General features: G+C 44.4%; 26 protein-coding genes. 16 read left to right on the plus strand and 10 right to left on the minus strand.

Going from position 1 to position 25756, the window contains the following annotated elements:
• The first annotated feature begins 150 nt into the window (after positions 1-150).
• Genes L5L77_RS06285 through L5L77_RS06300 form a run of 4 tightly spaced genes read left to right on the plus strand, consistent with a single transcriptional unit; the run spans position 151 to position 2011 of the window.
• A complete protein-coding gene (locus L5L77_RS06285; protein WP_182742960.1) occupies positions 151-459 on the plus strand; it encodes an ArsR/SmtB family transcription factor in 309 nt (102 codons plus the stop codon).
• A 60-nt stretch (positions 460-519) separates the two neighbouring features.
• The gene (locus tag L5L77_RS06290; protein ID WP_182742961.1) at positions 520-762 is read left to right on the plus strand and encodes a thioredoxin family protein; all 243 of its coding nucleotides are present in this window, start codon (positions 520-522) and stop codon (positions 760-762) included.
• Between the two features lie 18 nt (positions 763-780).
• A complete protein-coding gene (locus tag L5L77_RS06295; protein WP_263222357.1) occupies positions 781-1314 on the plus strand; it encodes a nitrophenyl compound nitroreductase subunit ArsF family protein in 534 nt (177 codons plus the stop codon).
• Positions 1307-2011, plus strand: coding sequence for an aromatic aminobenezylarsenical efflux permease ArsG family transporter (locus L5L77_RS06300; protein WP_263222358.1), 705 nt, complete (start codon positions 1307-1309; stop codon positions 2009-2011). The genes L5L77_RS06295 and L5L77_RS06300 overlap by 8 nt, the downstream gene beginning before the upstream one ends.
• Positions 2012-2090: 79 nt before the next feature.
• Here the strand turns inward: L5L77_RS06300 and arsC are convergent, their stop codons facing one another.
• From arsC to arsD, 4 genes are all read right to left on the minus strand, one after another.
• Complete coding sequence (gene arsC / locus L5L77_RS06305; RefSeq protein ID WP_263222395.1) at positions 2091-2528, minus strand: arsenate reductase (glutaredoxin); 438 nt, start codon at positions 2526-2528, stop codon at positions 2091-2093.
• An 87-nt stretch (positions 2529-2615) separates the two neighbouring features.
• Positions 2616-3899, minus strand: a complete 1284-nt coding sequence (locus L5L77_RS06310) for an arsenic transporter (protein WP_263222360.1) — start codon at positions 3897-3899, stop codon at positions 2616-2618.
• A gap of 64 nt (positions 3900-3963) precedes the next feature.
• Positions 3964-5736, minus strand: coding sequence for an arsenical pump-driving ATPase (gene arsA, locus L5L77_RS06315; RefSeq protein ID WP_263222364.1), 1773 nt, complete (start codon positions 5734-5736; stop codon positions 3964-3966).
• A gap of 34 nt (positions 5737-5770) precedes the next feature.
• Complete coding sequence (gene arsD, locus L5L77_RS06320; RefSeq protein ID WP_182742966.1) at positions 5771-6133, minus strand: arsenite efflux transporter metallochaperone ArsD; 363 nt, start codon at positions 6131-6133, stop codon at positions 5771-5773.
• A 373-nt stretch (positions 6134-6506) separates the two neighbouring features.
• Here arsD and arrA point away from each other — a divergent pair, with 373 nt between their 5' ends.
• The gene (arrA, locus tag L5L77_RS06325; protein ID WP_259482789.1) at positions 6507-9071 is read left to right on the plus strand and encodes an arsenate respiratory reductase molybdopterin-containing subunit ArrA; all 2565 of its coding nucleotides are present in this window, start codon (positions 6507-6509) and stop codon (positions 9069-9071) included.
• Between the two features lie 11 nt (positions 9072-9082).
• Positions 9083-9787, plus strand: coding sequence for an arsenate respiratory reductase iron-sulfur subunit ArrB (gene arrB / locus L5L77_RS06330; RefSeq protein ID WP_259482788.1), 705 nt, complete (start codon positions 9083-9085; stop codon positions 9785-9787).
• Positions 9788-9857: 70 nt separating this feature from the next.
• Here arrB and L5L77_RS06335 read toward each other — a convergent pair whose 3' ends face one another.
• Positions 9858-11288, minus strand: a complete 1431-nt coding sequence (locus L5L77_RS06335) for a glutathione synthetase (protein ID WP_263222368.1) — start codon at positions 11286-11288, stop codon at positions 9858-9860.
• Positions 11289-11443: 155 nt separating this feature from the next.
• Positions 11444-12460: a permease gene (locus L5L77_RS06340; RefSeq protein ID WP_263222370.1), complete on the minus strand. Its 1017-nt coding sequence runs from the start codon at positions 12458-12460 to the stop codon at positions 11444-11446.
• 241 nt (positions 12461-12701) lie between these two features.
• Here L5L77_RS06340 and L5L77_RS06345 point away from each other — a divergent pair, with 241 nt between their 5' ends.
• The 10 genes from L5L77_RS06345 (at position 12702) to L5L77_RS06390 (ending at position 18997) form a co-directional block, all read left to right on the plus strand.
• Positions 12702-12989 (plus strand): ArsR/SmtB family transcription factor, encoded by a 288-nt coding sequence (locus L5L77_RS06345; protein WP_182743184.1) that lies wholly within the window; start codon positions 12702-12704, stop codon positions 12987-12989.
• 98 nt (positions 12990-13087) lie between these two features.
• A complete protein-coding gene (locus L5L77_RS06350; protein WP_182743182.1) occupies positions 13088-13504 on the plus strand; it encodes an arsenate reductase ArsC in 417 nt (138 codons plus the stop codon).
• Positions 13497-13844 (plus strand): metalloregulator ArsR/SmtB family transcription factor, encoded by a 348-nt coding sequence (locus L5L77_RS06355; protein ID WP_182743180.1) that lies wholly within the window; start codon positions 13497-13499, stop codon positions 13842-13844. The genes L5L77_RS06350 and L5L77_RS06355 overlap by 8 nt, the downstream gene beginning before the upstream one ends.
• A gap of 78 nt (positions 13845-13922) precedes the next feature.
• Positions 13923-14435: an arsenate reductase ArsC gene (locus tag L5L77_RS06360; RefSeq protein WP_263222374.1), complete on the plus strand. Its 513-nt coding sequence runs from the start codon at positions 13923-13925 to the stop codon at positions 14433-14435.
• Between the two features lie 92 nt (positions 14436-14527).
• Positions 14528-15526: a permease gene (locus L5L77_RS06365; RefSeq protein ID WP_259560823.1), complete on the plus strand. Its 999-nt coding sequence runs from the start codon at positions 14528-14530 to the stop codon at positions 15524-15526.
• An 11-nt stretch (positions 15527-15537) separates the two neighbouring features.
• The gene (locus tag L5L77_RS06370; protein WP_131524958.1) at positions 15538-15774 is read left to right on the plus strand and encodes a thioredoxin family protein; all 237 of its coding nucleotides are present in this window, start codon (positions 15538-15540) and stop codon (positions 15772-15774) included.
• A gap of 7 nt (positions 15775-15781) precedes the next feature.
• Positions 15782-16273 (plus strand): tyrosine-protein phosphatase, encoded by a 492-nt coding sequence (locus tag L5L77_RS06375; protein WP_182743348.1) that lies wholly within the window; start codon positions 15782-15784, stop codon positions 16271-16273.
• A gap of 56 nt (positions 16274-16329) precedes the next feature.
• The gene (locus L5L77_RS06380) at positions 16330-17340 is read left to right on the plus strand and encodes an ArsJ-associated glyceraldehyde-3-phosphate dehydrogenase (RefSeq protein ID WP_263222379.1); all 1011 of its coding nucleotides are present in this window, start codon (positions 16330-16332) and stop codon (positions 17338-17340) included.
• Between the two features lie 5 nt (positions 17341-17345).
• A complete protein-coding gene (arsJ, locus tag L5L77_RS06385) occupies positions 17346-18584 on the plus strand; it encodes an organoarsenical effux MFS transporter ArsJ (RefSeq protein ID WP_263222382.1) in 1239 nt (412 codons plus the stop codon).
• A 131-nt stretch (positions 18585-18715) separates the two neighbouring features.
• Positions 18716-18997 (plus strand): hypothetical protein, encoded by a 282-nt coding sequence (locus L5L77_RS06390; RefSeq protein ID WP_263222384.1) that lies wholly within the window; start codon positions 18716-18718, stop codon positions 18995-18997.
• Positions 18998-19677: 680 nt separating this feature from the next.
• On the opposite strand, the gene L5L77_RS06395 is transcribed toward L5L77_RS06390, so the two are convergent.
• The 4 genes from L5L77_RS06395 to L5L77_RS06410 form a co-directional block, all read right to left on the minus strand.
• Positions 19678-20052, minus strand: coding sequence for a hypothetical protein (locus tag L5L77_RS06395; protein WP_263222387.1), 375 nt, complete (start codon positions 20050-20052; stop codon positions 19678-19680).
• Between the two features lie 650 nt (positions 20053-20702).
• Positions 20703-21197 (minus strand): transcription elongation factor GreB, encoded by a 495-nt coding sequence (greB, locus tag L5L77_RS06400; protein ID WP_263222389.1) that lies wholly within the window; start codon positions 21195-21197, stop codon positions 20703-20705.
• A 20-nt stretch (positions 21198-21217) separates the two neighbouring features.
• The gene (gmtX, locus tag L5L77_RS06405) at positions 21218-21838 is read right to left on the minus strand and encodes a gamma-mobile-trio protein GmtX (protein ID WP_263222391.1); all 621 of its coding nucleotides are present in this window, start codon (positions 21836-21838) and stop codon (positions 21218-21220) included.
• A gap of 1 nt (position 21839) precedes the next feature.
• Positions 21840-25756: VPA1269 family protein (locus L5L77_RS06410; protein WP_263222392.1), on the minus strand; the 3917-nt coding region annotated here is incomplete at its 5' end.

The following is a 25756-nucleotide window of genomic DNA, read 5'->3' on the forward strand; positions in this document are numbered from 1 at the left end:
GTAGTGATCTGATATTCTTGATTAGGATCTTCAGGTCATTTAAAAAATAAATGTCTAGCACATAACTTCGTTTACCTACATTATTTTAACGCTGATTATTTTATACTGACGACTGTTCCATTCGCTGAACCGTCGTGGAAATTTATAAAAATGAAACAAAGAATTATAGTAAAAGCCAATATTTTCAAAGCACTGGGGCATCCAACGCGATTATGGATGGTAGAGCAACTTACACAGGGTGAAAAATGTGTATGTGAATTTGTTGAGGGCGTTGATGTTGATTTTTCCACAATTTCTAAGCACTTATCCGTTTTGCGCCATGCTGGAATTGTGGATATGGAAAAACGAGGTAAGCAGATTTTTTATCGTCTTACCATGCCATGCTTACTGACATCGTTACATTGCATTGATGGTTTATTAGATCTACAAATTCAGAAGCAGATCGCATTAATTGAGTAGTTTCAGACCTATCATTTGGTTAAATGGTAAAATAACAAAGTAACCAAATAAGGCTCAATTATGGATATTAAAATTCTCGGTACGGGTTGTACAAAGTGTCAAAAATTGGCAGAGGCTACTAAAGCCGCGGCGCAGGCACTTCATCTTGATTACCAGCTATCTAAAGTGACTGATATTGAAAAAATTATGGCCTACAACGTAATGTCAACACCGGCGTTGGTGGTAGACGAGCAAATAATTCTAACGGGACGACTTGCCAGTGTTGATGAGCTCATGACCTTGCTTAAAGCCCATACAGCTTAGTGGCATAAAGGAGTCGGCATGAACGCTAAAAAAATTGTCCGCTACCTGCTGCTCACTGTGGTTTGTGTAGGCTTAGGGTTGGTTGGGTATCAGCAATTTGGCACGATAACCGCTGCTAAAACTAATAATGCGGATATCGCTGCCAGCGTGTCACCTCAATTAAAAGATGGGCTGAATGTTTATTATTTTCATGGTAATCAGCGCTGTACAACCTGTGTCCGCATGGAAAAATTTACACAGTCTACTGTGATGAATCAGTTTTTCAAGCAAGTGCGCGATGGTGAAATGCAGTTAAATTTGGTGAATGTCGATTTGCCTGAAAACCAGCATTACATCGATGATTATCAGTTGGTATTTCGTACCGTGGTGATTGCTAATACCCACAATGGCGTGGATACAGATTGGCGACGGTTAGACCGTGTGTGGGAGTTAGCCAACAACGAGCGGGCATTCAGCCAATATTTGACTGAAGAGATTAACGCGATGGTTAATCAGACTAAGGCTAATCAAGCCTTAGTCGTGCCATCTGCCAAGGTGCCCACCCATGGATGAGTGGGCAGTTATGCTGTTGTCGGCCTTTTGGTTTGGCATTTTAACGTCTATCAGCCCGTGCCCATTAGCGACTAATGTAGCGGCAATTTCTTATATCAGTAAAGGCATACAATCTCCATATCGAGTATTTGCTACAGGGCTTGCCTACACTATTGGACGCATGCTCAGTTACTTGGTGCTCGGCGTAGTACTCGTGGGGAGTTTACTCTCTACGGTGACGGTATCGGTGTTGCTCCAGAAATACATGAACCTGTTACTCGGGCCTATCTTAATATTGGTGGGGATGTTTTTACTGGAGTTACTGACATTACGCTTACCAGGTAGTGGTGTCTTATTCGAGAAGTTAAAAGCCAAAATTAACCCTCAAGGATATGTAGGCGCTTTACTACTGGGGATTTTATTTGCGTTGTCATTTTGTCCGACTTCTGCAGCTCTCTTCTTTGGCTCGCTGCTACCGCTTGCACTAGAGTCACAATCGAGTATTGCCCTGCCAGCGATTTATGGGTTAGCCACTGGTCTACCGGTTTTAGTCTTTGCGATCCTATTAGGGATTAGCGCCAATCGCGTTGCGAAAGCTTATAACCACATATTGGCGTTTGAGCACTGGGCCAGAAAAATCACTGGCGTGGTATTTATCATCATTGGTGGCTATTACGCTTGGGTGAATATTTTCAGTCCATTTATTGGCGAAAATTAAAGGCTATAACTGTATTGCATGTTTGTAAATCAGGCCTCGAGGTATGAGATTACCCGAGGCCAGAGCTTGTTTTGAAAATCTAACTATTTTTTACTCTCAGCCCATTGGCATCAATAACCACTTCACCGTCTTCCTTGGTAAATGCACCTAATTGGGGATTTGGCAAAAGATCTAAAACACTTTCTGATGGACGGCACAGACACGTACCCAATGGCGTAACGACGATGGGACGATTAATCAGGATTGGGTGCTCGAGCATAAAATCGATTAATTCACTGTCGCTAAACTTATCTTCACTTAAGCCTAATACGGTAAAGGGCTCAACATTTTGCCGCAGTAAACTGCGCACCGAAATGCCCATCTCTGCAATCAGTTGCAGCAGAGTTTGTCGGCTCGGTGGCGTCTCAAGGTAGAGGATTATAGTCGGTTCAACCCCTGAATTGCGGATAAGGCCTAAAGTGTTGCGCGATGTGCCACAGGCTGGATTGTGGTAAATCTTAATGCTGTCATCAATCATATTAGTCATAACATGCCTCTGATAAATAATTGCTTATAAATTTATTCATAGGCACTAAACAGATGCTCTAGTGCCCATGGACGAAGATTAGAAGGAGAGGCGCAGCGCCAGTGCCGCTAGGGTGACAAATAGCACAGGTAGCGTCATCACAATGCCGACGCGGAAATAATAACCCCAGGTAATATTAATATTTTTCTGCGCCAGTACATGCAGCCATAGCAGGGTTGCTAAACTGCCGATGGGGGTGATTTTGGGACCTAAATCGCTACCAATTACGTTCGCATAGATCATGCCTTCTTTAATCACGCCGGTCGCATTGCTACCGTCTATCGAGAGGGCGCCAATTAACACCGTTGGCATGTTGTTCATGATGGACGATAAAAACGCGACCAAGAAGCCCGTGCCCATAGTGGCAGCCCAAAGCCCTTGTTCTGCCAAGCTATTTAATACGCTCGATAGGTAATCTGTTAAGCCTGCGTTGCGAAGACCATAAACAACCAAATACATGCCGAGTGAAAAGATCACTATCTGCCATGGCGCGCCGCGCAGTACCTTAGTGGTATCTATGGCATGGCCTTTTTTCGCAACAACAAACAGGATCAGGGCACCCACGGCAGCGACTAAACTCACGGGCACACCGAGCGGTTCTAAGCCAAAAAAGCCCACCAAGAGTAAGACTAATACGCCCCAACCGGTTTTAAAGGTGTTGAGGTCGCGAATGGCGGCCTTAGGTTCGCGTAGTTTTTGCAAGTCGTAGGTCGCGGGAATATCTTTGCGGAAAAACAGATGCAGCATGACTAAGGTGGCACTAATAGCGGCAATATCGACGGGCACCATCACAGAGGCGTATTCGTTAAAACCTATGTTGAAGAAGTCTGCTGAAACAATATTGACTAGGTTAGAGACAATTAACGGCAAACTTGCGGTATCGGCAATAAACCCCGCCGCCATCACAAAGGCTAAGGTTGCTCCGGCGCTAAAGCCCAGAGCCAGTAACATCGCAATCACTATGGGGGTGAGGATCAGCGCCGCGCCATCGTTGGCGAATAAGGCGGCAACCGTCGCGCCGAGTAACACTATGTAAGTAAAGAGTAAACGGCCACGGCCTTTGCCCCAACGGGCCACATGCAGCGCGGCCCATTCGAAAAATCCCGACTCATCCAATAATAAACTGATGATGATCACGGCAATAAAGGTGGCGGTCGCATTCCAGACAATATTCCATACCACAGGAATATCCCCTAAGTGCACCACACCCAGTAGTAGAGCCAATACGGCGCCCAAGGTGGCACTCCAACCTATGCCTAATCCCTTAGGCTGCCAAATTACTAACACTATGGTGAGAACAAAAATTGCCCCAGCTAACCACATACAAGCTCCTAAAAGGGCAGATACCGTCTACCCGTAACCCTAAAATAATGCCCATAAGGATACATTAATGCTGTTTTGCCAGTAGGCTTAATCGCGTAATACCAATGGGTTCTTCTTGCTGCAATGGGATTAATGCTAACCGAGAGGCTAAGCCCTGTTGCACTTTCTCTATTTGCACCAGTTCATGGCGAGCGCGTACTTTTAATAATGGCGAGGTCGTTCTGGCAACGGCGAGGCTGTTATTGATAAGCCATGCCCAAGGTTCAATCCCTGCGCGGCGCAAATCTTCCTGCAAATTCGCGGCTTCGAGCACAGGGGTAGTTTCGGGCAAAGTGACCAATAATACCTTAGTGCGCTCTTTGTCTTGCAACTGCATCATTGGCGTTGAATAGTGAGTTGTTTCCCCCATACGTTTAGCGACTTCACGGTGATAGGCGCCGGTAGCGTCAAGCAGCAATAAGGTATGCCCCGTTGGCGCGGTATCCATTACCACAAAGCGTTTCCCCGCCTCGCGGATAATGCGCGAAAAGGCTTGGAATACGGCAATTTCTTCAGTGCATGGCGAACGTAAATCTTCTTCTAACAAGGCTTTACCTTGGGCATCTAACGCTTTGCCCTTCGTTGCTAACACCTGTTCACGGTAGCGAGTGGTGACTTCGACGGGATCGATTCTGCTGACTTGCAAATTCGCCAATTGACCATGCAGCGTTTGTTCTAGATGCGCGGCAGGATCTGAGGTGGTCAAATGCACATCTAAGCCAAGCTCTGCCAATCTGACCGCAATGGCGGCGGCCAGCGTAGTTTTCCCGACACCACCTTTGCCCATGAGCATGATAAGGCCATGGTCCTGCTGCGCGATTTCACTGATTAAACTATCCAGTGTTGGCACTTGGGGCAGACTGTCTTGCTTACATTGGTCTTGCTCATCCATTACGGGTAAATCAATGTATTCTGCAGGCATAAAGAGTTGGCGTAATGGCGCAACGCCTACCAGGTTCATCGATTGAAGTATCAGCGTTTCGTGAGGTAATGCCGTGAGAATGGGGGATAAATTGGTGAGCACCGCTTGTTCACGTTGATAGAGTGCAGAGGCAAGGGGATCATTGAGTGCCGCGCCTTCGGGCAATACGCCGTTAATCACCAGATATTGATTCTTAAGGCCCACTTGGCGCAATTCTTGGTGAGTGCGCTCCACTTCTATCAGGGTGGATTGCTGTGGACGCGCAACTAAGATCAAGCGTGTTTTGTCGGGATCGGCCAGTGCTGCTAATGCTTGCGAGTAGCGTTCCGCCTGTTTTTCGAGGCCCGCTAATGGGCCAAGACAGGAAGCGCCCTCGGGGTTAGTCTCTATAAAGCTGCTCCAAGCCCCTGGGAGTTGTAACAGCCTAATCGTATGCCCCGTTGGTGCGGTATCAAAAATAATATGATCGAAATCTTGCAGTAGCGATGCATCGGTTAACAAACCGGTGAATTCATCGAAGGCGGCAATTTCAGTGGTACAGGCACCAGAGAGTTGTTCTTCAATACTGCGAACTACATCTGGCGGTAATAGGCCTTTGACGGGATCCACAATACGGGCGCGGTATTGCTCTGCAGCTGCTTGAGGATCAATTTCCAGTGCCGTTAGTCCCGCAACGCTGTCTATTGGCGTGAGTTTATTACCGATGGTTTGTCCGAAAACTTGGCCTACATTGGATGCGGGATCGGTACTGACCAACAACACCCGCTTACCACTGTCAGCTAAGGTAATTGCTGTCGCGCAGGATAGCGATGTTTTACCGACACCGCCTTTACCGGTAAAGAAGAGGAATGCGGGCGGATTCTGAATAAATTTCATTAGATTATCCTTGGTGTTTCCAAACGTGAGTTGACTAACAGCAAGAGGTTTTGCCACTGCAACAAGGAGCGATATTTTTCGCAGGTTCTGCGATATCGATCTTCGCCCAACGGGAAAGTTCCTGCCGACTTGGATAACGGCCCGCTAATATCATTTCACCATTTAAGAGAATAAGCGGTAGGGATTCTGTACCAGATGTTTCTAAAAAGCGTCTGACAAGGGCGTTTTCGGCAAAGGCCATGGGCTGTTGGGATAAATTAAAGCGATCTACTGTAATGCCTTGTTGTTTTAACCATTGGCAATCGGCGGCAAAGGTGACGAGTGCTTGGTCAACGTCAGTGCCACACACGCCAGAGCTGCAACATAAAGCGGGATCGAATATCGAAAATTGAGTCATAACTTTTTCCCCATAAAATGGATTCAGGTTTGAAAGCGAAGGCAATAAAAGTGGGTGTTGGTGCCCTAAAAACCACTTAAAATGCATATATGGATTTTCATATATACTATACGCTTGAAAAAAATGGAGTCAAACACTCAAAAGATATTCACTGCTAAAATCCACAAATTCGAATATTGAGCACCTTGGTATATCAGAAAAATGTGACATAACTTCAGTTTACGGTTCTAAGTCACAGTTCTTGATATTTTCAACTTGGTTTCACAATTGTAAATTTCAGTAAAGTGTAGATGTTTGTAAATTGATCTAAATCGCAGTTATATACCCCAAAAGATATATATTAAATTCCATACCCTTATTAGGAGTGTGGAAAATGAAGAAAGAGAATCAATTCAACTTGGGACGGCGCCAGCTGCTCAAGTCAACTGCGGCAGGTACTGTACTCACTGGGATTGGCGGAGCTTTATCCTTTACCCCTATCCTAGAAGGTATTGCCGCCGAATTACCTGCGCCTTTGCGTAGAACTGGCACCGGAGAGTGGTTAGCGACGACCTGCCAAGGCTGTACTTCATGGTGTGCTAAACAGATTTATGTGATGGATGGCCGTGCATTGAAAGTGAGGGGTAATCCAAACTCTGGCGTCCACGGTATGTCCAGTTGCCCTCGTCAGCACCTAAGCTTAGAGCAAGTGTACGATCCCGATAGATTGCGTACACCAATGATGCGAACTAACCCTAAAAAGGGCCGCGATCAGGATCCTCAATTTGTCCCTATTACTTGGGATAAAGCGCTGGATATGTTAGCGGATAAAATCATTGCTTTACGCGAAGCTAATGAGCCCCATAAATACGCGCTCCTTCGCGGTCGATATTCACATATCACTGATTTGCTTTATAAAAAGATGACCAATTTGATTGGTTCTCCCAATAATATTTCACATAGTTCAGTGTGTGCTGAAGCCCATAAAATGGGACCGTATTATCTAGATGGTAACTGGGGATATAACCAGTACGATATCAAAAATGCTAAATTTATTTTGTCATTTGGCGCCGATCCCATTGCGAGTAACCGTCAAGTCTCGTTTTATTCGCAGACATGGGGTGATTCCCTCGATCAGGCTACAGTCGTCGTAGTCGACCCAAGGCTTTCTGCTTCGGCGGCGAAAGCCCATAAATGGATCCCGATTGAACCTGGTCAAGACAGTGTGCTGGCCCTAGCCATTGCCCATGTCGCCTTGGTTGAAGGTGTATGGCATAAGCCCTTTGTTGGTGATTTTATTGAGGGTAAAAACCTGTTTAAAGCGGGTAAAACCGTCAGTATCGAGAGCTTTAAAGAAACCCATACCTACGGTTTAGTGGAGTGGTGGAACCAAGCTCTTAAAGACTATACGCCAGAATGGGCGAGCAAGATTACTGGTATAGACCCTAAAACCATTATTGCCATTGCTAAAGATATGGGTGCGGCGGCACCTGCGGTGCAAGTATGGACTTCCCGTGGCGCAGTGATGCAAGCCCGAGGAACATATACTTCGATTTCTTGCCATGCCTTAAATGGCTTATTTGGTGGTATCGATAGTAAAGGGGGGTTATTCCCAGGTAACAAAACGCCACTCCTGAAAGAATATCCAGAGGCAAAAGCCTATATGGATGAGATTGCTGCTAAAGGTGTCAAAAAAGAAAAAATTGACCAACGTGGTCGTTTAGCATTCCCTGCCATTGCTAAAGGTAAGCCTGGAAGTGGGGTGATCACGGGTAACGTCCCTAATGGCATGCTCGCTGCTGATCCTTACGAAATTAAAGTGATTTTAGCTTATTTTAATAACTTCAACTTTTCCAATCCTGAAGGGAAACGTTGGGATGAAGCCTTAAGCAAAGTCGACTTCATGGCCCATGTGACTACCAACGTGTCCGAATTCAGTTGGTTTGCTGATGTGTTATTACCTTCTAGCCACCATATGTTTGAAAAATGGGGTGTGCTGGATTCTATCGGTAATGGTGTTGCACAGGTTTCAATTCAACAACCCTCGATTAAACGTCTATGGGATACCCGTATCGATGAATCTGAAATCCCTTACATGTTAGCTAAAAAGCTGGCTGATAAAGGATTTGATGCACCATGGCGTTATATCAATGAACAAATTGTCGACCCTGAAACAGGTAAACCTGCTGCGGATGAAGCAGAGTTTGCGAAGTTGATGGTCAGATTCTTGACTGCGCCGCTGTGGAAAGAAGATGCGTCTAAATACGGTGATAAGCTCAATTCATGGGATGAGTTCGTGCAAAAAGGGGTGTGGAATAGCTCTCCTTATAAGCTTGAGTCTCGCTGGGGTAAGTTCAAAACTGAAACCACTAAATTTGAGTTTTACAGTAAGACCTTGGAAAAAGCGTTGCAAGAACATGCTGATAAACACAAAGTCAGCATAGATGAGGTAATGAAAGCTTGTGACTACCAAGCTCGTGGTCAATTGGTATTTATTCCCCATTATGAAGAACCCTATCGATTTGGTGATGAAGCCGAGTTTCCGCTGTTACTCGTGGATCAAAAGTCACGTCTAAACAAAGAAGGTCGAACTGCAAATAGTCCTTGGTACTACGAGTTTAAAGATGTCGACCCTGGTGATGTGGCGAATGAAGATGTGGCTAAATTCAACCCGATAGACGGCAAGAAATTTGGCCTCAAAGACGGTGATGAAATCCGCATTACCAGCCCTGTGGGTACGCTGACCTGTAAGGCGAAGCTGTGGGAAGGTGTCCGTCCTGGCACTGTGGCTAAGTGTTTTGGCCAAGGGCATTGGGCCTATGGACGTTACGCCAGTACCAAATTTGGCATAACCCCAAGAGGTGGCTCAAATAATGACTTGATTGCAGATAGATACGATCGCTTAAGTGGCGCGTCGGCATTCTATGGTCATATCCGTGTTCGTGTTGAGAAAGTGTGAGGTAACCCACTATGAGATTAGGAATGGTGATTGACCTACAAAAATGTGTAGGGTGTGGTGGCTGTAGCTTAGCCTGTAAAACAGAGAACAACACGAACGACGGTATTCATTGGTCGCATCATATTGCCACCACTGAGGGGATTTTTCCTGATGTAAAATACACTTATATACCGACCTTATGTAATCATTGTGATGATGCACCTTGTGTAAAAGTCTGCCCGACAGGGGCTATGCACAAAGATAAGCGCGGCTTAACGCTGCAAAACAATGATGAATGTATTGGTTGCAAGAAGTGTATGAATGCTTGCCCATACGGCGTGATTAGTTTTAATGCGGCAACACCGCACCGTCGGTGGCAAGATGACTCTGAGTTAGTGGCTAACGGTACTGTATCACCACTGATGCTGCTCAAACGCACGGGGGCTACTGCATCACCCAATGAAAACCCTGAGCGGGGTGATACTTACCCTGTTACACGACCAAGACGCACTACAGAGAAATGTACTTTCTGTGATCATAGGCTTGATAAGGGGTTGAATCCTGCCTGTGTTGATGCTTGTCCATCTGAAGCGCGGGTGATTGGTGATTTAGATGATCCGCAGAGCAAGGTATCCCAGTTGATTAAATTGCATAAACCTATGCAGTTGAAACCTGAAGCGGGAACGGGACCAAGGGTATTTTATATTCGTAGTTTTGGTGTTAAAACCGCTTATTAATCATATAGGTTAATTTGTTAGTTAAAGCCACAGATGAGATTCTGTGGCTTTTTACTTTATACGCGCCCTGTTAATCGCTAAACATCAGCGAATCTAATACCCCTTGGCCGCTGTGAACTCCACCCTCAGTCACCATGGCTGATTTGCTGCGAACTAAATATCCCGAATAACCGGGGCTGTCGCTATTAGAGCTATCCTCCATCACAGGCTCGCCATCAATGTGGACGGTGAACATGCCTATTTCAGGGATCATGTCATTTATGGTTTCTATTTCGCCGTCACGCACTACTAAGGTTGGTGTTGCTCTCGGCCTAGGGTGTAAGCGGCGCATCAGCGACCATGCTTGGTATTGCGCGGGTTCTAACTCGGCTAATTCATGTGAAATATCGGCACCAAACAGGCAATTGCCACCGCCTTCACCTTGATTTTTTAGCACCCAAGTGTCTATTGGGGATGCTTCGACTAATTGGATACTCTCTGGGGTAACGGAGCGCATCTCGCCGAGGAGGGATTTGACCATTTTGGCTTGTTGCAGCGTTAAACCAAACTGAGTCAAGGACATTTCATCCATAGACGAGAGCAGCATCTGCATCCGCTTACTGGTTGCCAGTTGTTGTCCTACGGTGGCATTGATGGCAACGCGATGTTTTTCAATCAATACACGGATCGCCATCAGGGCTTGGCAGTCCTTGTTGCCATTGATGTCAACGGATTCATAATCTGCATATTGATAACCCGCTCGCAGATAAACGGTATCAATAGTGCCAATGCCTTCGAGTATCAGTCTATGTTTTTCGCCTGTGGTAACTTGTTCTTGTAGTTCACTAAAGGTTCTGCGAATTGTTTGTATCTTTTGTTGTTGTAACGCGAGTTCGAGTAAATGTTGGTCAAACACATTGTCTTCATTTTCTTGCACTATCATCAAAAATCTTGCTGGCCCCGCATCTTCAAATTCCTGTTTTATCTTAAAGGTTGCTTTAGCTATGCCTGCGGATAATTGTTCAATGGCATGATTATCAACAAGTTCACCTATAGGCAGTTGATGCCATTGCTGCAAATAATGGTGGAGTTGATGCACTCTCTGACCAAAGGGCCCCATACCAGCCGCAATGCCATTAAACTCCACTAGTTTTGGCCCTAAGTCGTTATCGTCCATGAAGTCACTACGCATAATGAGCAATGGCATTCTCTGCGCTGGAGTCTGCGAGCAATGTACTTGCTGGTGCATACCAAGCAAGGCGGCAAAAAAGGGATCGCTAGCCGTAATAGGTTGAATCGCATCGTATAAGAAGGCATGTTCTTCTGATATAGAATGAATAAGTTTACCGAGTAAATGCACAGAATCTTTTAAGTATTGATAGTGACCTCGACTGATTAAACTCGGCGTTAAGGTAAATGGCGCGTGGCGGGCAGAATATTGGGTTTCTTTAAACGCCATGCCATGGGTTAGCGCCCATTCTATTGCATCATCTTTGGCTTTTAGACTAATAGGTGAATTCATTGTGCTTCTCTTAAGCGAGGCGAATTTATTCGCAATACCAGTATTTTATAAGTTTACGTTTTAGATGATTTAATCTTGGGGCGTAAAGGCCCTATGGCACTCACTTTAGGAGCATGCGGTGAGTGCCATATCGAGTTAGAACATTATTTTGTGTGTTAACTAAATACATAGCTATAAAGAAATCCGGCAGTCATTGCCATACTTAAAATTACCGCTAAAAATGCAATAATCATCTGATTTTTAAAGAGGGATTTTAGTAAAATGACTTCTGTTAAACTCGCTCCTGCACTGCCGATAATTAAGGCCATTACAGAACCCATCGCCATCCCTTTTTGCACTAATGCGGCGCTGAGAGGGATTACTGCTTCGGCGCGAATATAAAGTGGAATACCAATTAAAGCCGCCACAGGAATAGCGTACCATTTTGCTTCACCGGCATATTTAACGATTAAATCTGTAGGAATAAAACCGTAGATCATTGACCCCAACAGAATGCCCACAAATAGATAAGGTAGTACTTGTTTGAAGTCCTTCCAAGTAGAGTGCCAAACTCTTATCCAACGGCTCTGAGGCTTACTTTTTGGTGCTATATCAGTAGTCGTTACTGGTTTAGTATCGCAACATGAGTTCGCAACTGCTGTCGATTTAGTTTCGCAACAGGTACTGGCAAAGGAGGAAGGTTTAGTGTCACAACATGAAGTGACAGTGTCTTCCTGAGTATAAGCTTCTTTACGGACATACCTTTCAAACCCCAGCTTTTCAAGTATAAAGCCTGCAATGACAGAGACTCCCATTGCTACTACAAAATAAAAAAGTGCTACTTTTAAGCCAAAGGTGACAACAAATAGTCCGATAATAATCGGATTCAGTAATGGACTGGCAAACAGGAATACCATCATAGGGCCAAAACCGGCACGAGCCCTGAGTAAGCCTTTCAAAAAGGGAATGGTAGAACAAGAGCAAAACGGGGTAATTGACCCAAGTAGTGCAGCAATGACATAACCTCTGCCATTGCGTGAGCTTAGCATCGCTTGTATTTTTTGAGGGGTGATAAATTCTTGTAAAATACCTACTAGGTAGCTTATGACAAGAAATAGTAGGGTAAGCTCAACGGCAAGAAAAGCGAACATGCTTGCCGTTTCTTTCATCATAAGAATCATTTCAGGACTCATTTTTTTACCTCTTCAACTTAAAGTTTCGAATATTCTAGAATAATAGTATTTGGGCGAAGTGTTTTCAATATATTATTTCTAGAATAATGGAAATATTTGGTATACCTATTGATGCTTAAACACATGTGATGCTTAAACACATGACACCCTGCTTTTGATTGTTTATGAGTGGTCGATTTTGAGGTCGCTAGGGTAAGGATATTTCTGGTATTATCGAATTAGTTAACGAAATGAGGCCGATATGAATATAGAGAATGCTGCTAAAGTATTAAAAGAACTGGGCCATCCGACGCGTCTCGCCCTATTTCGATTACTGGTCAAGGGCGGATATGCTGGCGTTGCGGTGGGGCAGTTACAAGACGAGTTACAGATCCCTGGTTCTACTCTCTCACACCATATTAGTGCCCTTGTGTCTGCGGGAGTGATTTCCCAACGGCGCGAGGGAAGGGTGCTGTACTGCGTACCTGACTATGAATTATTACAAGGATTAGTGCATTTTTTACAAGATCAATGTTGTAGTGCTCAGTGAACAATTTTGTTAAATGAACAGTAAATTATTACATGTGGATATTTACATATATGGTAAATCGTATATAGTGATGTTCTCTTTCATCAGGACTCATTCCCATGAAAAAACGTGTACTTTTTCTCTGTGTTGGTAACTCTGCGCGTTCACAACTCGCAGAGGCCTTATTAAGACACCAGGCCCAAGGGCAGTTTGATGTGTTTAGTGCGGGTACGCAGCCTGAGCCCATAGATGAGCGAACTCTTGCGCTTTTGCAGAAAAATAATTTGGATACGAGTGAGTTACGTTCGAAGTCTGTCAGTGAGTTTAGTGGGCAATCCTTTGACTTTGTGATCAGTCTCTGTGAAAAATCAACGCAAGAGTGTCAGAGTTTCCCCTTGGCAGATAAGCTTATTGCATGGGATTATCCCGATCCCAGAATCGAATCGGGCACTCGTGGGTTTGAACAAACCTTTAGAGAGTTGAACGAAAGGATTAAAATGTTTGTATTAGTACAGTCGAAGGACATCAATGATTAATCCTACCCAGTTTTTCAAATGTTTAGCCGATGAAACTCGCTTGCGTTGTTTGATGTTGATCCAGCATGAAGGCGAACTTTGTGTTTGTGAATTAACCGAGGCATTGCAAGAGATCCAGCCTAAGATTTCGCGACATCTAGCTCAGTTGCGTAAATGTGGTTTATTAATCGACCGTCGTCAGGGACAGTGGATTTTCTATAGTATCAGTAATGATTTACCAGAATGGGGTAAGTCAGTGTTGAGTGAGGTTACCAGCCAAAATCCGGTATTCCTTGAAGAAAATATGCGCAATCTGTGCAAGATGGGTGGTCGCCCCGAGCGCGCTAGAGCCTGTTGTTAAAGATTGTTCGTAACAAATAAATAAAAAATTTAATCGAAAACATATGAAATTTCATATGTTAAATCGCTAGAGGTTGATATGGCACCAGCTATAAAAGTGCTCTTTCTATGTACCCATAATGCCTGTCGCAGCATCCTAGCTGAAGCTATAGGTCGAGATCTCGTCGCTAAGCAAGCTTTGACTACTATTGATCAATGGCAATTTGCCAGTGCCGGAAGTGAACCTGCCGGTGTCGTTCATCCTCAAACTCTATTGCAACTAGCACACAGAGGCTATGTTACCGAAGGGCTCTGTAGCAAAAGCTGGGATATGATGGCGGATTTCACTCCTGACTTAGTGATCACTGTTTGTGATAATGCTGCAGGAGAAACCTGTCCTTTGTGGTTAGGTCAAACACTTAAATTACATTGGGGTTTACCCGACCCAACATCAATCGACGCCCCCGATATAGATGAGCAATTTAGCTATGTCATAGAAACACTTGAAAATCGTATAAAGGCATTAATCTCGTTGCCGCTTTCGGCAGGTATAGAAGCTCAAAAAGCATCATTACAATCAATTGCGAGTCAAGTTCCACTTATTCAAAGATAAATGGTTTGTATTTAATTGGTGTTTATTCAACTAATTAAAATAGCAATATCCTTTTGCTTCATCGCTTTCATGTATACCAAGGAAGTTTGATTATGCTGCAACTATTTTCCGATTTAGCGAGCTGGCTAACCTTTGGGGTAATGGGTTTAGATCCCAATACTAAACTCGCTGACGCTATCCATTTTTTTATTGAAGATACCACTAAGATTTTTGCGCTCCTGTTGCTGATGATTTATGGCATCGCTTTGGTGCGGGCCTCGCTCAATGTCGAGCGCGTTCGGGATTACTTGGCGGGAAAAAATCGTTTTGTCGGTTACTTTATGGGATCGGGTTTTGGTGCTGTTACTCCATTCTGCTCATGTTCGAGCATTCCGGTTTTTTTAGGTTTCACCTCGGCGGGGATCCCCGTTGGGATCACTATGGCATTTCTGATCACTTCGCCGTTAATTAATGAAGTCGCCGTTCTGTTGCTTGTGAGTCTGTTGGGCTGGAAGTTTACTGTGATATACGTGCTGGTCGGCATGTCAGTGGGTATGTTGGCGGGGGCATTTTTGGACACGATCCGCGCTGAGCGTTGGCTGCAGTCCTTTGCCGCCAAAGCACTCGAGCAAGGTCAAGCACAAGCAAGTCACGATAATAGCGAGGGTATGACATCAACATCCATGACGTTAACCGAGCGACATGAATTTGCAAAAGGCGAGACCCTAGAGATTTTTGGCCGAGTGTGGAAATGGGTCATTATTGGGGTTGGGCTTGGCGCCGCACTCCATGGATTTGTACCTGACGGTTGGATCGAAGCCCACTTAGGCGATGGTCAATGGTGGTCTGTTCCTGCGGCGGTATTGATTGGTATTCCTCTGTATTCCAATGCCACAGGGGTTATCCCTATCATGGAGAGCCTTATCACTAATGGCTTGCCCGTAGGGACAACATTGGCATTTTGTATGGCAACGGTTGCCGCCAGTTTTCCTGAGTTCATTTTGCTCAAGCAGGTAATGCAATGGCGTTTGCTGGCCATCGTTTTTGCCATTTTATTGATTTCATTCACCTTAATCGGTTGGATCTTTAACGCTATAGGTCCCGTTCTGTGAGAATTATAAAAATGCTAAACATCAAAGTATTAGGCAGTGGATGTGCCAAATGCACAAAAACCGCTGAGATTATTACCGCCATCGCCAACGAGAAGGGCATCAGTATTGCTCTGGTAAAGGAAACCAATCCAGAAGTCATCATGGGCTATAAGGTGATGAGTACACCCGCTGTGGTGATTGATGAGAAGCTAGTGCATTGGGGCTCCATTCCCCATAGAGCCATGATTGAATCTTGGTTAGTGGGGTAACACTTAAATGTCACATCCATTTGATATTTTGCCGCTAGAGAGTGGTGCTAGGTTGATTTTTACCCCTTGCCCAGGGACTAAATCTGTCCCTGTGACAGAGGCGGTGGCAACTCTTAAAGCGGCGGGAACTGAGGTCATCATAACCTTAATGCCACTTGCCGAATTGCAAATATTTGGTGTTGCATCATTGCCCGATATTTGCCATGAAGCGGGGATCCGTTGGTTACATTTACCTATAGAAGATGATGCGGCACCCGCAGAGGCATTCGAGCTCGCGTTTGCGCGGCACAAAGCAGAACTGCTGGCATTGATGCAAACTCAATCCACAATTGCCATTCATTGTCGCGGTGGTTCCGGTCGCACAGGATTAATGGCGGCAATCTTGCTGTTACTGGCGGGAGGCTCCTTGGCAGAAGTGATAACCCAAGTGCAATCCATTCGCCCTAATGCCTTAACCAATGTGCATCAACGCGGCTATATCGAACCGATAACGCTTTAATCTTAAACAAATAATATAAAACACCTAATATAAAACTGAGTGTGAAGGATGCAGGTATGACAATCAAAATCGGGATAAATGGCTTTGGCCGTATGGGACGTTTAGCATTACGTGCTGCTTGGGGCTGGGAAGAGGTTGAGTTTGTGCAGATTAATGATCCCGCAGGGGATGCGGCGACCTTAGCCCATTTGCTGGCATTCGACTCTGTGCATGGTCGCTGGCAGTACGAAGCCAATGCCGATGGCGATGACATCATTATCGATGGCAAGCGTATTCGCTGTACACGCAATAAAACCATCGCCGAAACCGATTGGTCCGGCTGTGATGTGGTGATTGAAGCCTCGGGTAAGATGAAAACCAAAGAAGTGCTACAAGCTTATTTAGATCAAGGCGTTAAACGCGTTGTGGTCACGGCGCCCGTTAAAGAAGAGGGCGTGTTAAACGTTGTCATGGGAGTGAATCATCAACTCTATGACAAAGCCATTCATCCGATTGTGACTGCGGCCTCCTGTACTACTAACTGTTTGGCGCCAATCGTCAAAGTGATCCACGAAAACCTCGGCATAGTGCATGGTTCCATGACAACCATTCATGATATTACCAACACTCAAACTATTTTAGATGCGCCGCATAAAGATCTCCGCCGGGCGCGGGCCTGTGGTTTAAGCCTTATCCCTACGACAACAGGCTCTGCGACGGCCATTACCCATATTTTCCCTGAACTCAAAGGTAAGCTCAACGGCCATGCTGTGCGGGTGCCATTAGCGAACGCCTCATTAACCGATTGCGTGTTCGAGGTGAGTCGCAAAACGACCGAAGCTGAAGTCAATCGCCTGTTAAAAGAAGCGGCAGACGGACCGCTAAAAGGCATTTTAGGTTATGAGGAACGTCCATTAGTCTCGGTCGATTATAAAACCGATCCGCGTTCGAGCATTATCGATGCGCTATCGACCATGATAATCAATGGCACTCAGGTCAAACTCTACGCTTGGTATGACAACGAGTGGGGTTATGCCAATCGCACCGTCGAACTGGCCCGCATGGTCGGTCTGATGGATAAGGCATAAGCTTTATGGCTAAGCAGACAGGGTTCTTGTCTAACATATCACCCGAGATCCGCCAGTATTTGGTGGTCACAGGCAACTATTGGGCATTCACGCTCACCGATGGCGCATTACGTATGTTAGTGGTGCTCTATTTTTATGGCTTAGGTTATAGCCCGCTGCAAATTGCCATGCTATTCCTCTTCTATGAAATCTTTGGGGTGGTAACGAACTTAGTCGGCGGCTGGCTCGGGGCGCGTTTAGGCTTAAATAAGACCATGAATGTGGGCCTATTTATGCAGATTGTCGCCCTTAGCATGCTGCTTGTGCCTAGCGGTATGCTGACGGTTGCTTGGGTGATGGCGGCGCAGGCCTTGTCGGGTATCGCTAAAGATCTCAATAAGATGAGTGCTAAGAGCAGTATCAAGTTGTTGGTGCCTAGTGATGCTCAGGGTGAGCTGTATAAGTGGGTTGCCATGCTCACTGGCTCCAAAAATGCGCTAAAGGGCGCGGGGTTCTTCTTGGGCGGCGTCTTACTGACCCTGTTTGGATTCCAGCTGGCCGTGTTAGGTATGGCGATTGGCCTATTGCTGGTGTGGATTTTTAGTCTGTTAAGTTTGCAGCGCGATTTAGGTAAAGCCAAAAACAAACCTAAGTTCACGGAAATTTTCTCTAAGAGTCCGGCGGTAAACACGCTTTCTGCCGCACGCATGTTTTTGTTTGGTGCGCGGGATGTGTGGTTTGTGGTGGCCTTACCCGTTTATCTGGCCTCAGCCTTTGGTTGGGATCATTGGTATGTCGGCGGTTTTCTCGCACTCTGGGTAATAGGCTATGGCATAGTGCAAGGCTTTGCACCTCGCTTGACGGGGACAAAGTCGGCGAGCCAAAACAAGGTTCCCGATGGACGTAGCGCCTTAGGTTGGGCGGCGATATTGAGCATAGTGCCGGCAGGCATTGCGCTGGCGATAAGTTATGACTTCCATGCCGCGAATATACTGATTTGGGGATTGATGCTGTTTGGCGCCTTATTCGCGATCAACTCTTCATTACACAGCTATCTTATCGTCAGTTATGCGGATGAAGATGGCGTATCGTTAGATGTGGGTTTTTACTACATGGCTAATGCTATGGGACGCTTGATCGGGACTGTGTTGTCTGGCTGGGTGTATCAAGTGTATGGCATGGCGGCTTGTCTGTGGATATCGGCGGCCTTTATTGCGTTAGCGGCGCTTATCTCAATTAAGCTTCCAAGACATAGAGCGATATAAAAGGCATTAAACGCGAAGAAATGTCATAAATTACATCTGAATTAACATATATGTCATATTTCATATGTATTCTGGCGGTGTTACATAAAGACAGTTAAATGACACCTATGTCGCCAAATGAGGATATCACTATGAAAAAAACAGCGTTAATGTCACTACTAGGTTTAGGATTATTTGCTTGTGTTGCCCACGCGAGTCAATTCGATTTACCCGGTTTTGTTACTGAAGTTGAAGACGGCCGCTTATGGGTGTTTAAAGAGAGTTCTGCTGAATTGAGCGAGTTTAAACAGCACGGTGAGCCAGCTAAGCAATTTACTGTAATCGGCGCGGGCCCTAAAGGAATGACGGTTAAATCGGCAGACCAACAAACCTTGGACGAATATTTGGTTCAAGCAAAATCGCATACATGGTGATAAATGAAGGGTACTTCGCTCTTTGTCGTGACCAATAGATGTGGGTAGTGGTTGCCAGCAGAGGGCGCAGCTAAAAATATACGGACTAGCCCCATTTCTTTGGGGCTTGTCATTTCCTGAAACTCGGCATTCGTATCCAGTAGAAGTGTTCAGTCTTCGACTGCAGCATGCGCAATTTGGTGCTGCGTTACTATCTGGTGGTTCTGGTGTAATTAATCGCTATTAATCACTTTATACAGCTTTGAACTGCTCAGACTGCTGCTAGCTCTGACTAAATTAGTTTTTGATGAACATTCATGCAAGGCGGAAGGACCACCTGTTCATCGGCTTTAATAACGTTCTATAATTGCCTTACAAATATTAATCCGAAACCAATTAAATAGAGTAAAAAATCTAACTAGCTTTTGTCCAATTTCGTGACGACTAACTTTGAATGTGTAAGACCGTTAATGGTTTTTTCCGAATTTCCGCAGATTTTCCCTATGTATGGGTTATTTTTTATAAATTGGTTGATTAATAGACTCTTAAGGTGAGGAGAAGGAGATTAAGGCATAGCCCCAAATTTTTATTCAGGCGTCAATGCGATTAAAATGTACAAACATTTTAATCGCATCAGAAATATCTAATGTCAAAATAGCTCAATTTTAATGTGGAAAAACTCAAAGAAGAAATAACGAAACCTAGCGTACAATCAACTGAGTTACATGTTTGGTAACTAATTGAAAATTATCACTTTCTTTGCTTAGTATGACATCGATTGGCTTGGCGCCATTAAAGGGATGATTATGATTGACCAAGTTCATAAACCCATAGATATTTTCAGGGTTGCTGAATAGTGCATTTAAACCAGCGTGAATATTCAGTATATAGCTAATTCTTTCAATTTGTTCTTGATTGAAACTCACTTGTTCAAAATCAAGGTCGTTATAGTTTTTGGGAGGTGTGAGTAAAGCCTGAACTTGATCCTGATTGCAGCCCCATTCTTCCAAGATTTTCAATGAAGTTCTCATCCCAATCCGAGTAGCACTTGAACCGTTAAAATCAATTTCTTGCATATCAGATCCTCAGTTTTCAGCAATCAACTTATTACTTCATAAAACATGTATTTTCTGCCTAAACTAGCGTTAAGTCATCTATATTTTGAGGCTGGGATGAACCTTCTTAATAAGAATTCAATTCAATGTGCTCTTAGCATTAGCCTGCTAACTGAAAGTCTAATATGTAGGTTTAGAGGAAGCTCAAGGGGTGAAGCTCCTATTTTTTTGACGGCTTGAACATAAATCAAAATATGTTTATTGTATATTTTAAGAACTGATCGTCCAAGTTCAGTATTTAACTTAACAATCTTAGCTTGTAAGTAGGTAGCGGTATGAGTGAAGAGTATGACAAATTAGCAAAGGAAAAACGAAGAAGGCAATTGGCCTGGGAGAAACATGTACTAAGTGGAGGCAAGCCTTTATATTTCCTTCCTAAATCTAGCTCAAAAAGTCCTAGAAGAAGTACAAATATATTAATAATGCCTAGCTTTAAGATCGACTAAAACTAGGTCAGTGACGCTGATTTCGCTTGACGATTACCTGTAAGGTTACTGTACGATTTACTTGCAACTAGACTTGGAGCTGACTTCTGGGATGTGAAATACCGTAATGATTTTTTACAATCTACCCTGCAGGTTTTCATGTGAAGCATTTTTTAACAGACTTTGCTATTGATCATTCTCTATTTGAGGATTTTGGTAGGAAATAGAATTTACGTACCAGGTATGCTCACCTAATGGTGTACTGACCACAACTTCGTCATCTACTTCTTTTTTCAGCAAAGCACGCGCCATTGGCGCATCGATCGAAATATAGTCATTTCTACCATAGATCTCGTCAGGGCCAACTATACGGAAGCTCTTTATTTCACCTGCGTCATTTTCGATTTGTACCCAAGCTCCGAAGAATACTTTTCCATCTTGCTGCGGGGAATATTCAACAATCTTCACAGCTTCAATGCGTTTTCTCAGATAGCGCACACGCGAATCAATTTGTCTAAGTAATCTCTTGTTTTCCTTGTAATCAGCATTCTCTGAGCGATCACCAAGACTCGCTGCCCATGCTACTTTTTTCGTGATTTCAGGTCTGTACTCACGCCAAAGATAGTTAAGTTCTGCATTTAGCTTGTCGAAGCCCTCGCGGGTGATCAAGTTAGTTTTCAAGGTTCTTCCTACAGATTTATCTAGAGGTACTGTAAAGCCTTTTTTATAGCATCAATCGTTGCAACGGGTAAAAAAGGCTCGTTATCATTGCCATATACTATACTGCCATGCTGCCCTACCTCCAATTTATTCCGCCGTCTAAATTCATCAGACAACAGATACTCAAGAGCCTCTCGCTCAAGGCCTGTTAGCCTTTTTGTGAGAATATCAGACGAACTTCCATCAAAGATCTCTATTACTTGGTTGATAGGAGCTATCTCATTGACTGCCCGCTCTGCAGCAATTTTTTGTGAGTACAAGATCCTTGCTTGTAGTTTTACAACTGGATCTTTAAGTTCATCTATCCAAGCATAACTTTTGCCATAGCTTGGTTTGTTACTCTTTGGGGAGTTTTGGGGGGGCTTGGCAAAGCTTGAAATTAAAGTGCGATAGGCTTTACCTGTTTTGTTTCGAATGCTTTGTGCAGCAGGTACTCCTCGCCCTTGACCAAGCCGAGCAATTGTCGCATAGCTAAATTCATTCAGGCCCCTTTGTTGCTGCTCTATGCAAATTTGATATATAGCTTGCAGAGAGTGTTGTACTCGCTCTGAAACCTCAGATTTTAGCTGTTTCAAGACGATTTCAGGAGATATTACAGTCATATTATTCGACCAGTTTAAGAGGGGTTGCCCCCATAAAAAGTTGTTTCAATTCGTTCTTAGAAATTCGTTCACTATCTTCAAAATCATTTAAAGCCAAATCACCATCGATAAGCCTGTCGATTTTTTCCCAGCTTTTTAGCCTTGAGAGCATCAATTGAGTCATTTGGTTACCCACTACAAGTTGTTCTGCTTCGTTTAAATGCAAAAAATGGGGGGTAATACCGTTTTTCACCAACATCTTATCGAGAGCTTGACTCCTTCTTGTCACTGCTTGTTCATCTGTGCAACTGTGGTAAAGCTCTGCGTTTTCACATACTTCAGATAGTTGTTGAAAACCGCTTACTTCGCTTATTTCAAAATTCACTGAAAAGTCTCTAGGGACAATCAGTTGTAGCTTAGATTCTTCAGATGATGAGTCTTGATTAATGATAGATTGACAGTTAAATAAGTGTTTATGAAGGGCATTCATATCACTCATGTATAAATCCATTTTTTTTGCTTTGACTTCAATTTCTGAGTTCAGATCTCGTCGTTCAGATTGAAGTTTAAGCTTTTCACCTTCCAAAATAGACGTTTGAGTACTTTGTGATTTCTGCTGATATATTTGATGTGAGAGTATGTCTATCTTAGTTGCAGTATCGTCGAGCTCTTTCTCTAAAAGACTGTAACGTTGAGATTGTGTATTAATTGCCAAACACAATTCGTTAAATACAGCAGCCAGTCCCATCATAAATGCAGGGCCAGTGACAAAAAACCTACACTGAATACAGTTTTGCTCCCCGAGATAGCCGGCAGTAACAGGATGATAAATATTGGCTTTCATAGCGACAGCAGCTCCCCCCTCGTTACAAAACCCTCCACCAACAGGACATATGCCAAAGTCTCTGAAAAGATAACTCGATGCAGGTCTAGCATTATCGATGGTTGATAGAAACTCAGTATTGTTAGCGATGAGCTGGCTCTTACATTGTTCAATTCGTTGGGATTCAATAAAACTTTTTAGTGAATCTGCTGCTTTATTTAATGCCTGCTTTTCTCCAAGAGTAACTTTCTCTCGAATATTGGCTCCTGTCTTATCGCTCTTCATGTAGTAAATAGACATGATGATTGAAGAATGACCGACCAGCTTCATAATGACTTCAATAGGCATGCCAAATTCATAAGCGTAGGCATTAATCAGGCTAACGCGCATAGCGTGTGGTGTGTAGGCGGATTTAAATGGCGCAAGGGCAATTGATTGCTGTTGCTTGAGTTGAAATGCGCACTCCTGGTGAGTTTGCCCTGAGTAGGTAGCAGAAACGAGTTGATCGTCAGAAGAGAAAAATAACGCAGCAGCAAGCCTAGAAGCCAACCTTCCAGCAAATGTACCTGGTTCATTTTCTTGAAAGTCACGAAATAAGAAGCAGTTGTGCCCCTTTTGTTTCCTTTGGAGTTCGTTCAAATTGGTTCTGGTGCAATCTAGCCACTCAGTAGGGTTGTCAATTTGGTTGTATTTCTCCTGCCATTTTCTTAATTTGATTAGCCAATACGCTAACTCAATGGGCATAAATGGAATTTTATAACCTCTCCCATCAAAACTAGTTTTGTTGGATGTGTAGTAAACGCCAAAATCTCCATCTTGAGTTTTGTTAATCATACTTTGGCAATCGGTTAAACCTGCCAATTTGTTTCTATTTGGTACCCAAGATACTTTTCCCTGCAGAAAGTTGGCTATCTCAAGATCTGCTTCGCCTGAGTCGCAGTAGACAATTTGCCTTCCTCTTGCCGGTAATTGCATTAATGCATAGGTATAGGTCCAATAGATAGGGAGCCAAAGATACGTTTTCCCCCCTTCAACTTTGGTAACGCAGTCAGGATCTGATGGGTTAATTTCTAAGGAGTCATCAACTTGTACCCAATCGGCCGAAAATTTATGTAGATGATGAAGTTCTGAATAACCGATCTTTTCAAAATTTCCCTGGGGGAATATCCATTCTCGAGCGCTTTTTACAAATTGATAAGGTAATGCTAATTTATTGGTTTCATTAAGTGAAACAGGTATTTGCTCCCCATCAAAATTAATGTGAGAAAATGGGTTTTTTGCCCCCTTTATACGTGAGACCTCACCTGTATCCTCATCTTCTATGGTTAAGAATTTTACGATGACCCAGTCTAAAAATTCATTGATTGAGAAGAGCCATTTTTTCTTACGAGTGATAGGTACTAATTCAAATAATTCAAGCATAGGCTGAATATTTGTTTTGCCGCGAGTCAGGTAATCAAGTGGAGATATTTCGAACTTGTTGGGGTCTATATATTCTCGGACAAATTCACATAGGTCTTTGACTTTTGTATCTCCTCCTTTTGCCATTTTCAAAAACTCGGTTATCAAATCACCCCATTGCTTCCACTCTGGTTCAAAATATCGTACTTGATACGGTCTTTTGACTCCAAAGAAATCAAAAGTATTGGTCCAACCGTCACCTTCATAATACTCAATCGGAGATGCCGGCATTTTTGGGTCGTTCAGTTTGCTGCGTAATTTTTTATAATCAGCCAGAGATGTACATTTATAAGAACGGACTATTTTTTCTAGCTCATTAAGCTCATATGGCTTTGGAATATCTAGTAAATCATACCAATCAATCCAGTCTTTGAATTTTTTATCAGGTTTCGAGGGGAGTTGCGCATAGTCTTTTTGGATTTGACGGTACTGAAGAGAGTCTCTGATTCCTAGCACTTTGCATGCATCCTTTAACTCCCTTAGTGTATTTATCCTATTTGACAGTAAAAATTCAGTCCAGGATTGCCAGTCGGCGGAATAGATTACATTAGGGCTGCTGGGTAAGCGTGGGTCTTCACGGTAGCGCTGTTGGTAGTCTGACAGTGAATTGATGCCAAGGGCTTGGGTGGCCTGCTGAGCTGCGGCTACAGTGGGATAGAACTTATCTGCTGTCCCTAAAAACTGGGGCCAAGATTGCCAGTCGGCGGAATAGGTTGCATTAGGGCGGCTGGGTAAGCGTGGGTCTTCACGGTAGCGCTGTTGGTAGTTTGGCTGTGAAGTGATGCCAAGTGCTTGGGTGGCCTGCTGAGCTGCGGCTAAAGTGGGATAGAACTTATCTGCTGTCCCTAAAAACTGGGGCCAAGATTGCCAGTCGGCGGAATAGGTTGCACTAGGGCGGCTGGGTAAGCGTGGGTCTTCACGGTAGCGCTGTTGGTAGTCTGACAGTGAAGTGATGCCAAGGGCTTGGGTGGCCTGCTGAGCTGCGGCTACAGTGGGATAGAACTTATCTGCTGTCCCTAAAAACTGGGGCCAAGATTGCCAGTTGGCGGAATAGGTTGCATTAGGGGTGCTGGGTAAGTGTGGGTCTTCACGGTAGCGCTGTTGGTAGTCTGACAGTGAAGTGATGCCAAGGGCTTGGGTGGCCTGCTGAGCTGCGGCTACAGTGGGATAGAACTTATCTGCTGTCCCTAAAAACTGGGGCCAAGATTGCCAGTCGGCGGAATAGATTACATTAGGGCGGCTGGGTAAGCGTGAGTCTTCACGGTAGCGCTGTCGGTAGTTTGGCTGTGAAGTGATGCCAAGGGCTTGGGTGGCCTGCTGAGCTGCGGCTACAGTGGGATAGAACTTATCTGCTGTCCCTAAAAACTGGGGCCAAGATTGCCAATCGGCGGAATAGGTTGCATTAGGGCTGCTGGGTAAGCGTGGGTCTTCACGGTAGCGCTGTTGATAGTTTGGCTGTGAAGTGATGCCAAGGGCTTGGGTGGCCTGCTGAGCTGCGGCTACAGTGGGATAGAACTTATCTGCTGTCCCTAAAAACTGGGGCCAAGATTGCCAGTCGGCGGAATAGGTTGCACTAGGGCTGCTGGGTAAGCGTGGGTCTTCACGGTAGCGCTGTTGGTAGTCTGACAGTGAAGTGATGCCAAGGGCTTGGGTGG

Source organism: Shewanella sp. SM29, assembly GCF_025654245.1.
GTDB lineage: Bacteria > Pseudomonadota > Gammaproteobacteria > Enterobacterales > Shewanellaceae > Shewanella > Shewanella oncorhynchi.

What these genes read in the sequence shown, in the direction of transcription:
- L5L77_RS06375 (WP_182743348.1), top strand. Translation starts at nt 15,782, where the DNA reads ATGTCACATCCATTTGATATTTTGCCGCTAGAGAGTGGTGCTAGGTTG.
- L5L77_RS06355 (WP_182743180.1), top strand. Translation starts at nt 13,497, where the DNA reads ATGATTAATCCTACCCAGTTTTTCAAATGTTTAGCCGATGAAACTCGC.
- L5L77_RS06360 (WP_263222374.1), top strand. Translation starts at nt 13,923, where the DNA reads ATGGCACCAGCTATAAAAGTGCTCTTTCTATGTACCCATAATGCCTGT.
- L5L77_RS06300 (WP_263222358.1), top strand. Translation starts at nt 1,307, where the DNA reads ATGGATGAGTGGGCAGTTATGCTGTTGTCGGCCTTTTGGTTTGGCATT.
- L5L77_RS06290 (WP_182742961.1), top strand. Translation starts at nt 520, where the DNA reads ATGGATATTAAAATTCTCGGTACGGGTTGTACAAAGTGTCAAAAATTG.
- arrB (WP_259482788.1), top strand. Translation starts at nt 9,083, where the DNA reads ATGAGATTAGGAATGGTGATTGACCTACAAAAATGTGTAGGGTGTGGT.
- L5L77_RS06390 (WP_263222384.1), top strand. Translation starts at nt 18,716, where the DNA reads ATGAAAAAAACAGCGTTAATGTCACTACTAGGTTTAGGATTATTTGCT.
- L5L77_RS06340 (WP_263222370.1), bottom strand. Translation starts at nt 12,460, where the DNA reads ATGAGTCCTGAAATGATTCTTATGATGAAAGAAACGGCAAGCATGTTC.
- L5L77_RS06310 (WP_263222360.1), bottom strand. Translation starts at nt 3,899, where the DNA reads ATGTGGTTAGCTGGGGCAATTTTTGTTCTCACCATAGTGTTAGTAATT.
- arsA (WP_263222364.1), bottom strand. Translation starts at nt 5,736, where the DNA reads ATGAAATTTATTCAGAATCCGCCCGCATTCCTCTTCTTTACCGGTAAA.
- gmtX (WP_263222391.1), bottom strand. Translation starts at nt 21,838, where the DNA reads ATGACTGTAATATCTCCTGAAATCGTCTTGAAACAGCTAAAATCTGAG.
- arsD (WP_182742966.1), bottom strand. Translation starts at nt 6,133, where the DNA reads ATGACTCAATTTTCGATATTCGATCCCGCTTTATGTTGCAGCTCTGGC.
- L5L77_RS06350 (WP_182743182.1), top strand. Translation starts at nt 13,088, where the DNA reads ATGAAAAAACGTGTACTTTTTCTCTGTGTTGGTAACTCTGCGCGTTCA.
- L5L77_RS06345 (WP_182743184.1), top strand. Translation starts at nt 12,702, where the DNA reads ATGAATATAGAGAATGCTGCTAAAGTATTAAAAGAACTGGGCCATCCG.
- arrA (WP_259482789.1), top strand. Translation starts at nt 6,507, where the DNA reads ATGAAGAAAGAGAATCAATTCAACTTGGGACGGCGCCAGCTGCTCAAG.
- L5L77_RS06285 (WP_182742960.1), top strand. Translation starts at nt 151, where the DNA reads ATGAAACAAAGAATTATAGTAAAAGCCAATATTTTCAAAGCACTGGGG.
- L5L77_RS06370 (WP_131524958.1), top strand. Translation starts at nt 15,538, where the DNA reads ATGCTAAACATCAAAGTATTAGGCAGTGGATGTGCCAAATGCACAAAA.
- L5L77_RS06365 (WP_259560823.1), top strand. Translation starts at nt 14,528, where the DNA reads ATGCTGCAACTATTTTCCGATTTAGCGAGCTGGCTAACCTTTGGGGTA.
- arsC (WP_263222395.1), bottom strand. Translation starts at nt 2,528, where the DNA reads ATGATTGATGACAGCATTAAGATTTACCACAATCCAGCCTGTGGCACA.
- L5L77_RS06295 (WP_263222357.1), top strand. Translation starts at nt 781, where the DNA reads ATGAACGCTAAAAAAATTGTCCGCTACCTGCTGCTCACTGTGGTTTGT.
- L5L77_RS06395 (WP_263222387.1), bottom strand. Translation starts at nt 20,052, where the DNA reads ATGCAAGAAATTGATTTTAACGGTTCAAGTGCTACTCGGATTGGGATG.
- L5L77_RS06335 (WP_263222368.1), bottom strand. Translation starts at nt 11,288, where the DNA reads ATGAATTCACCTATTAGTCTAAAAGCCAAAGATGATGCAATAGAATGG.
- L5L77_RS06380 (WP_263222379.1), top strand. Translation starts at nt 16,330, where the DNA reads ATGACAATCAAAATCGGGATAAATGGCTTTGGCCGTATGGGACGTTTA.
- arsJ (WP_263222382.1), top strand. Translation starts at nt 17,346, where the DNA reads ATGGCTAAGCAGACAGGGTTCTTGTCTAACATATCACCCGAGATCCGC.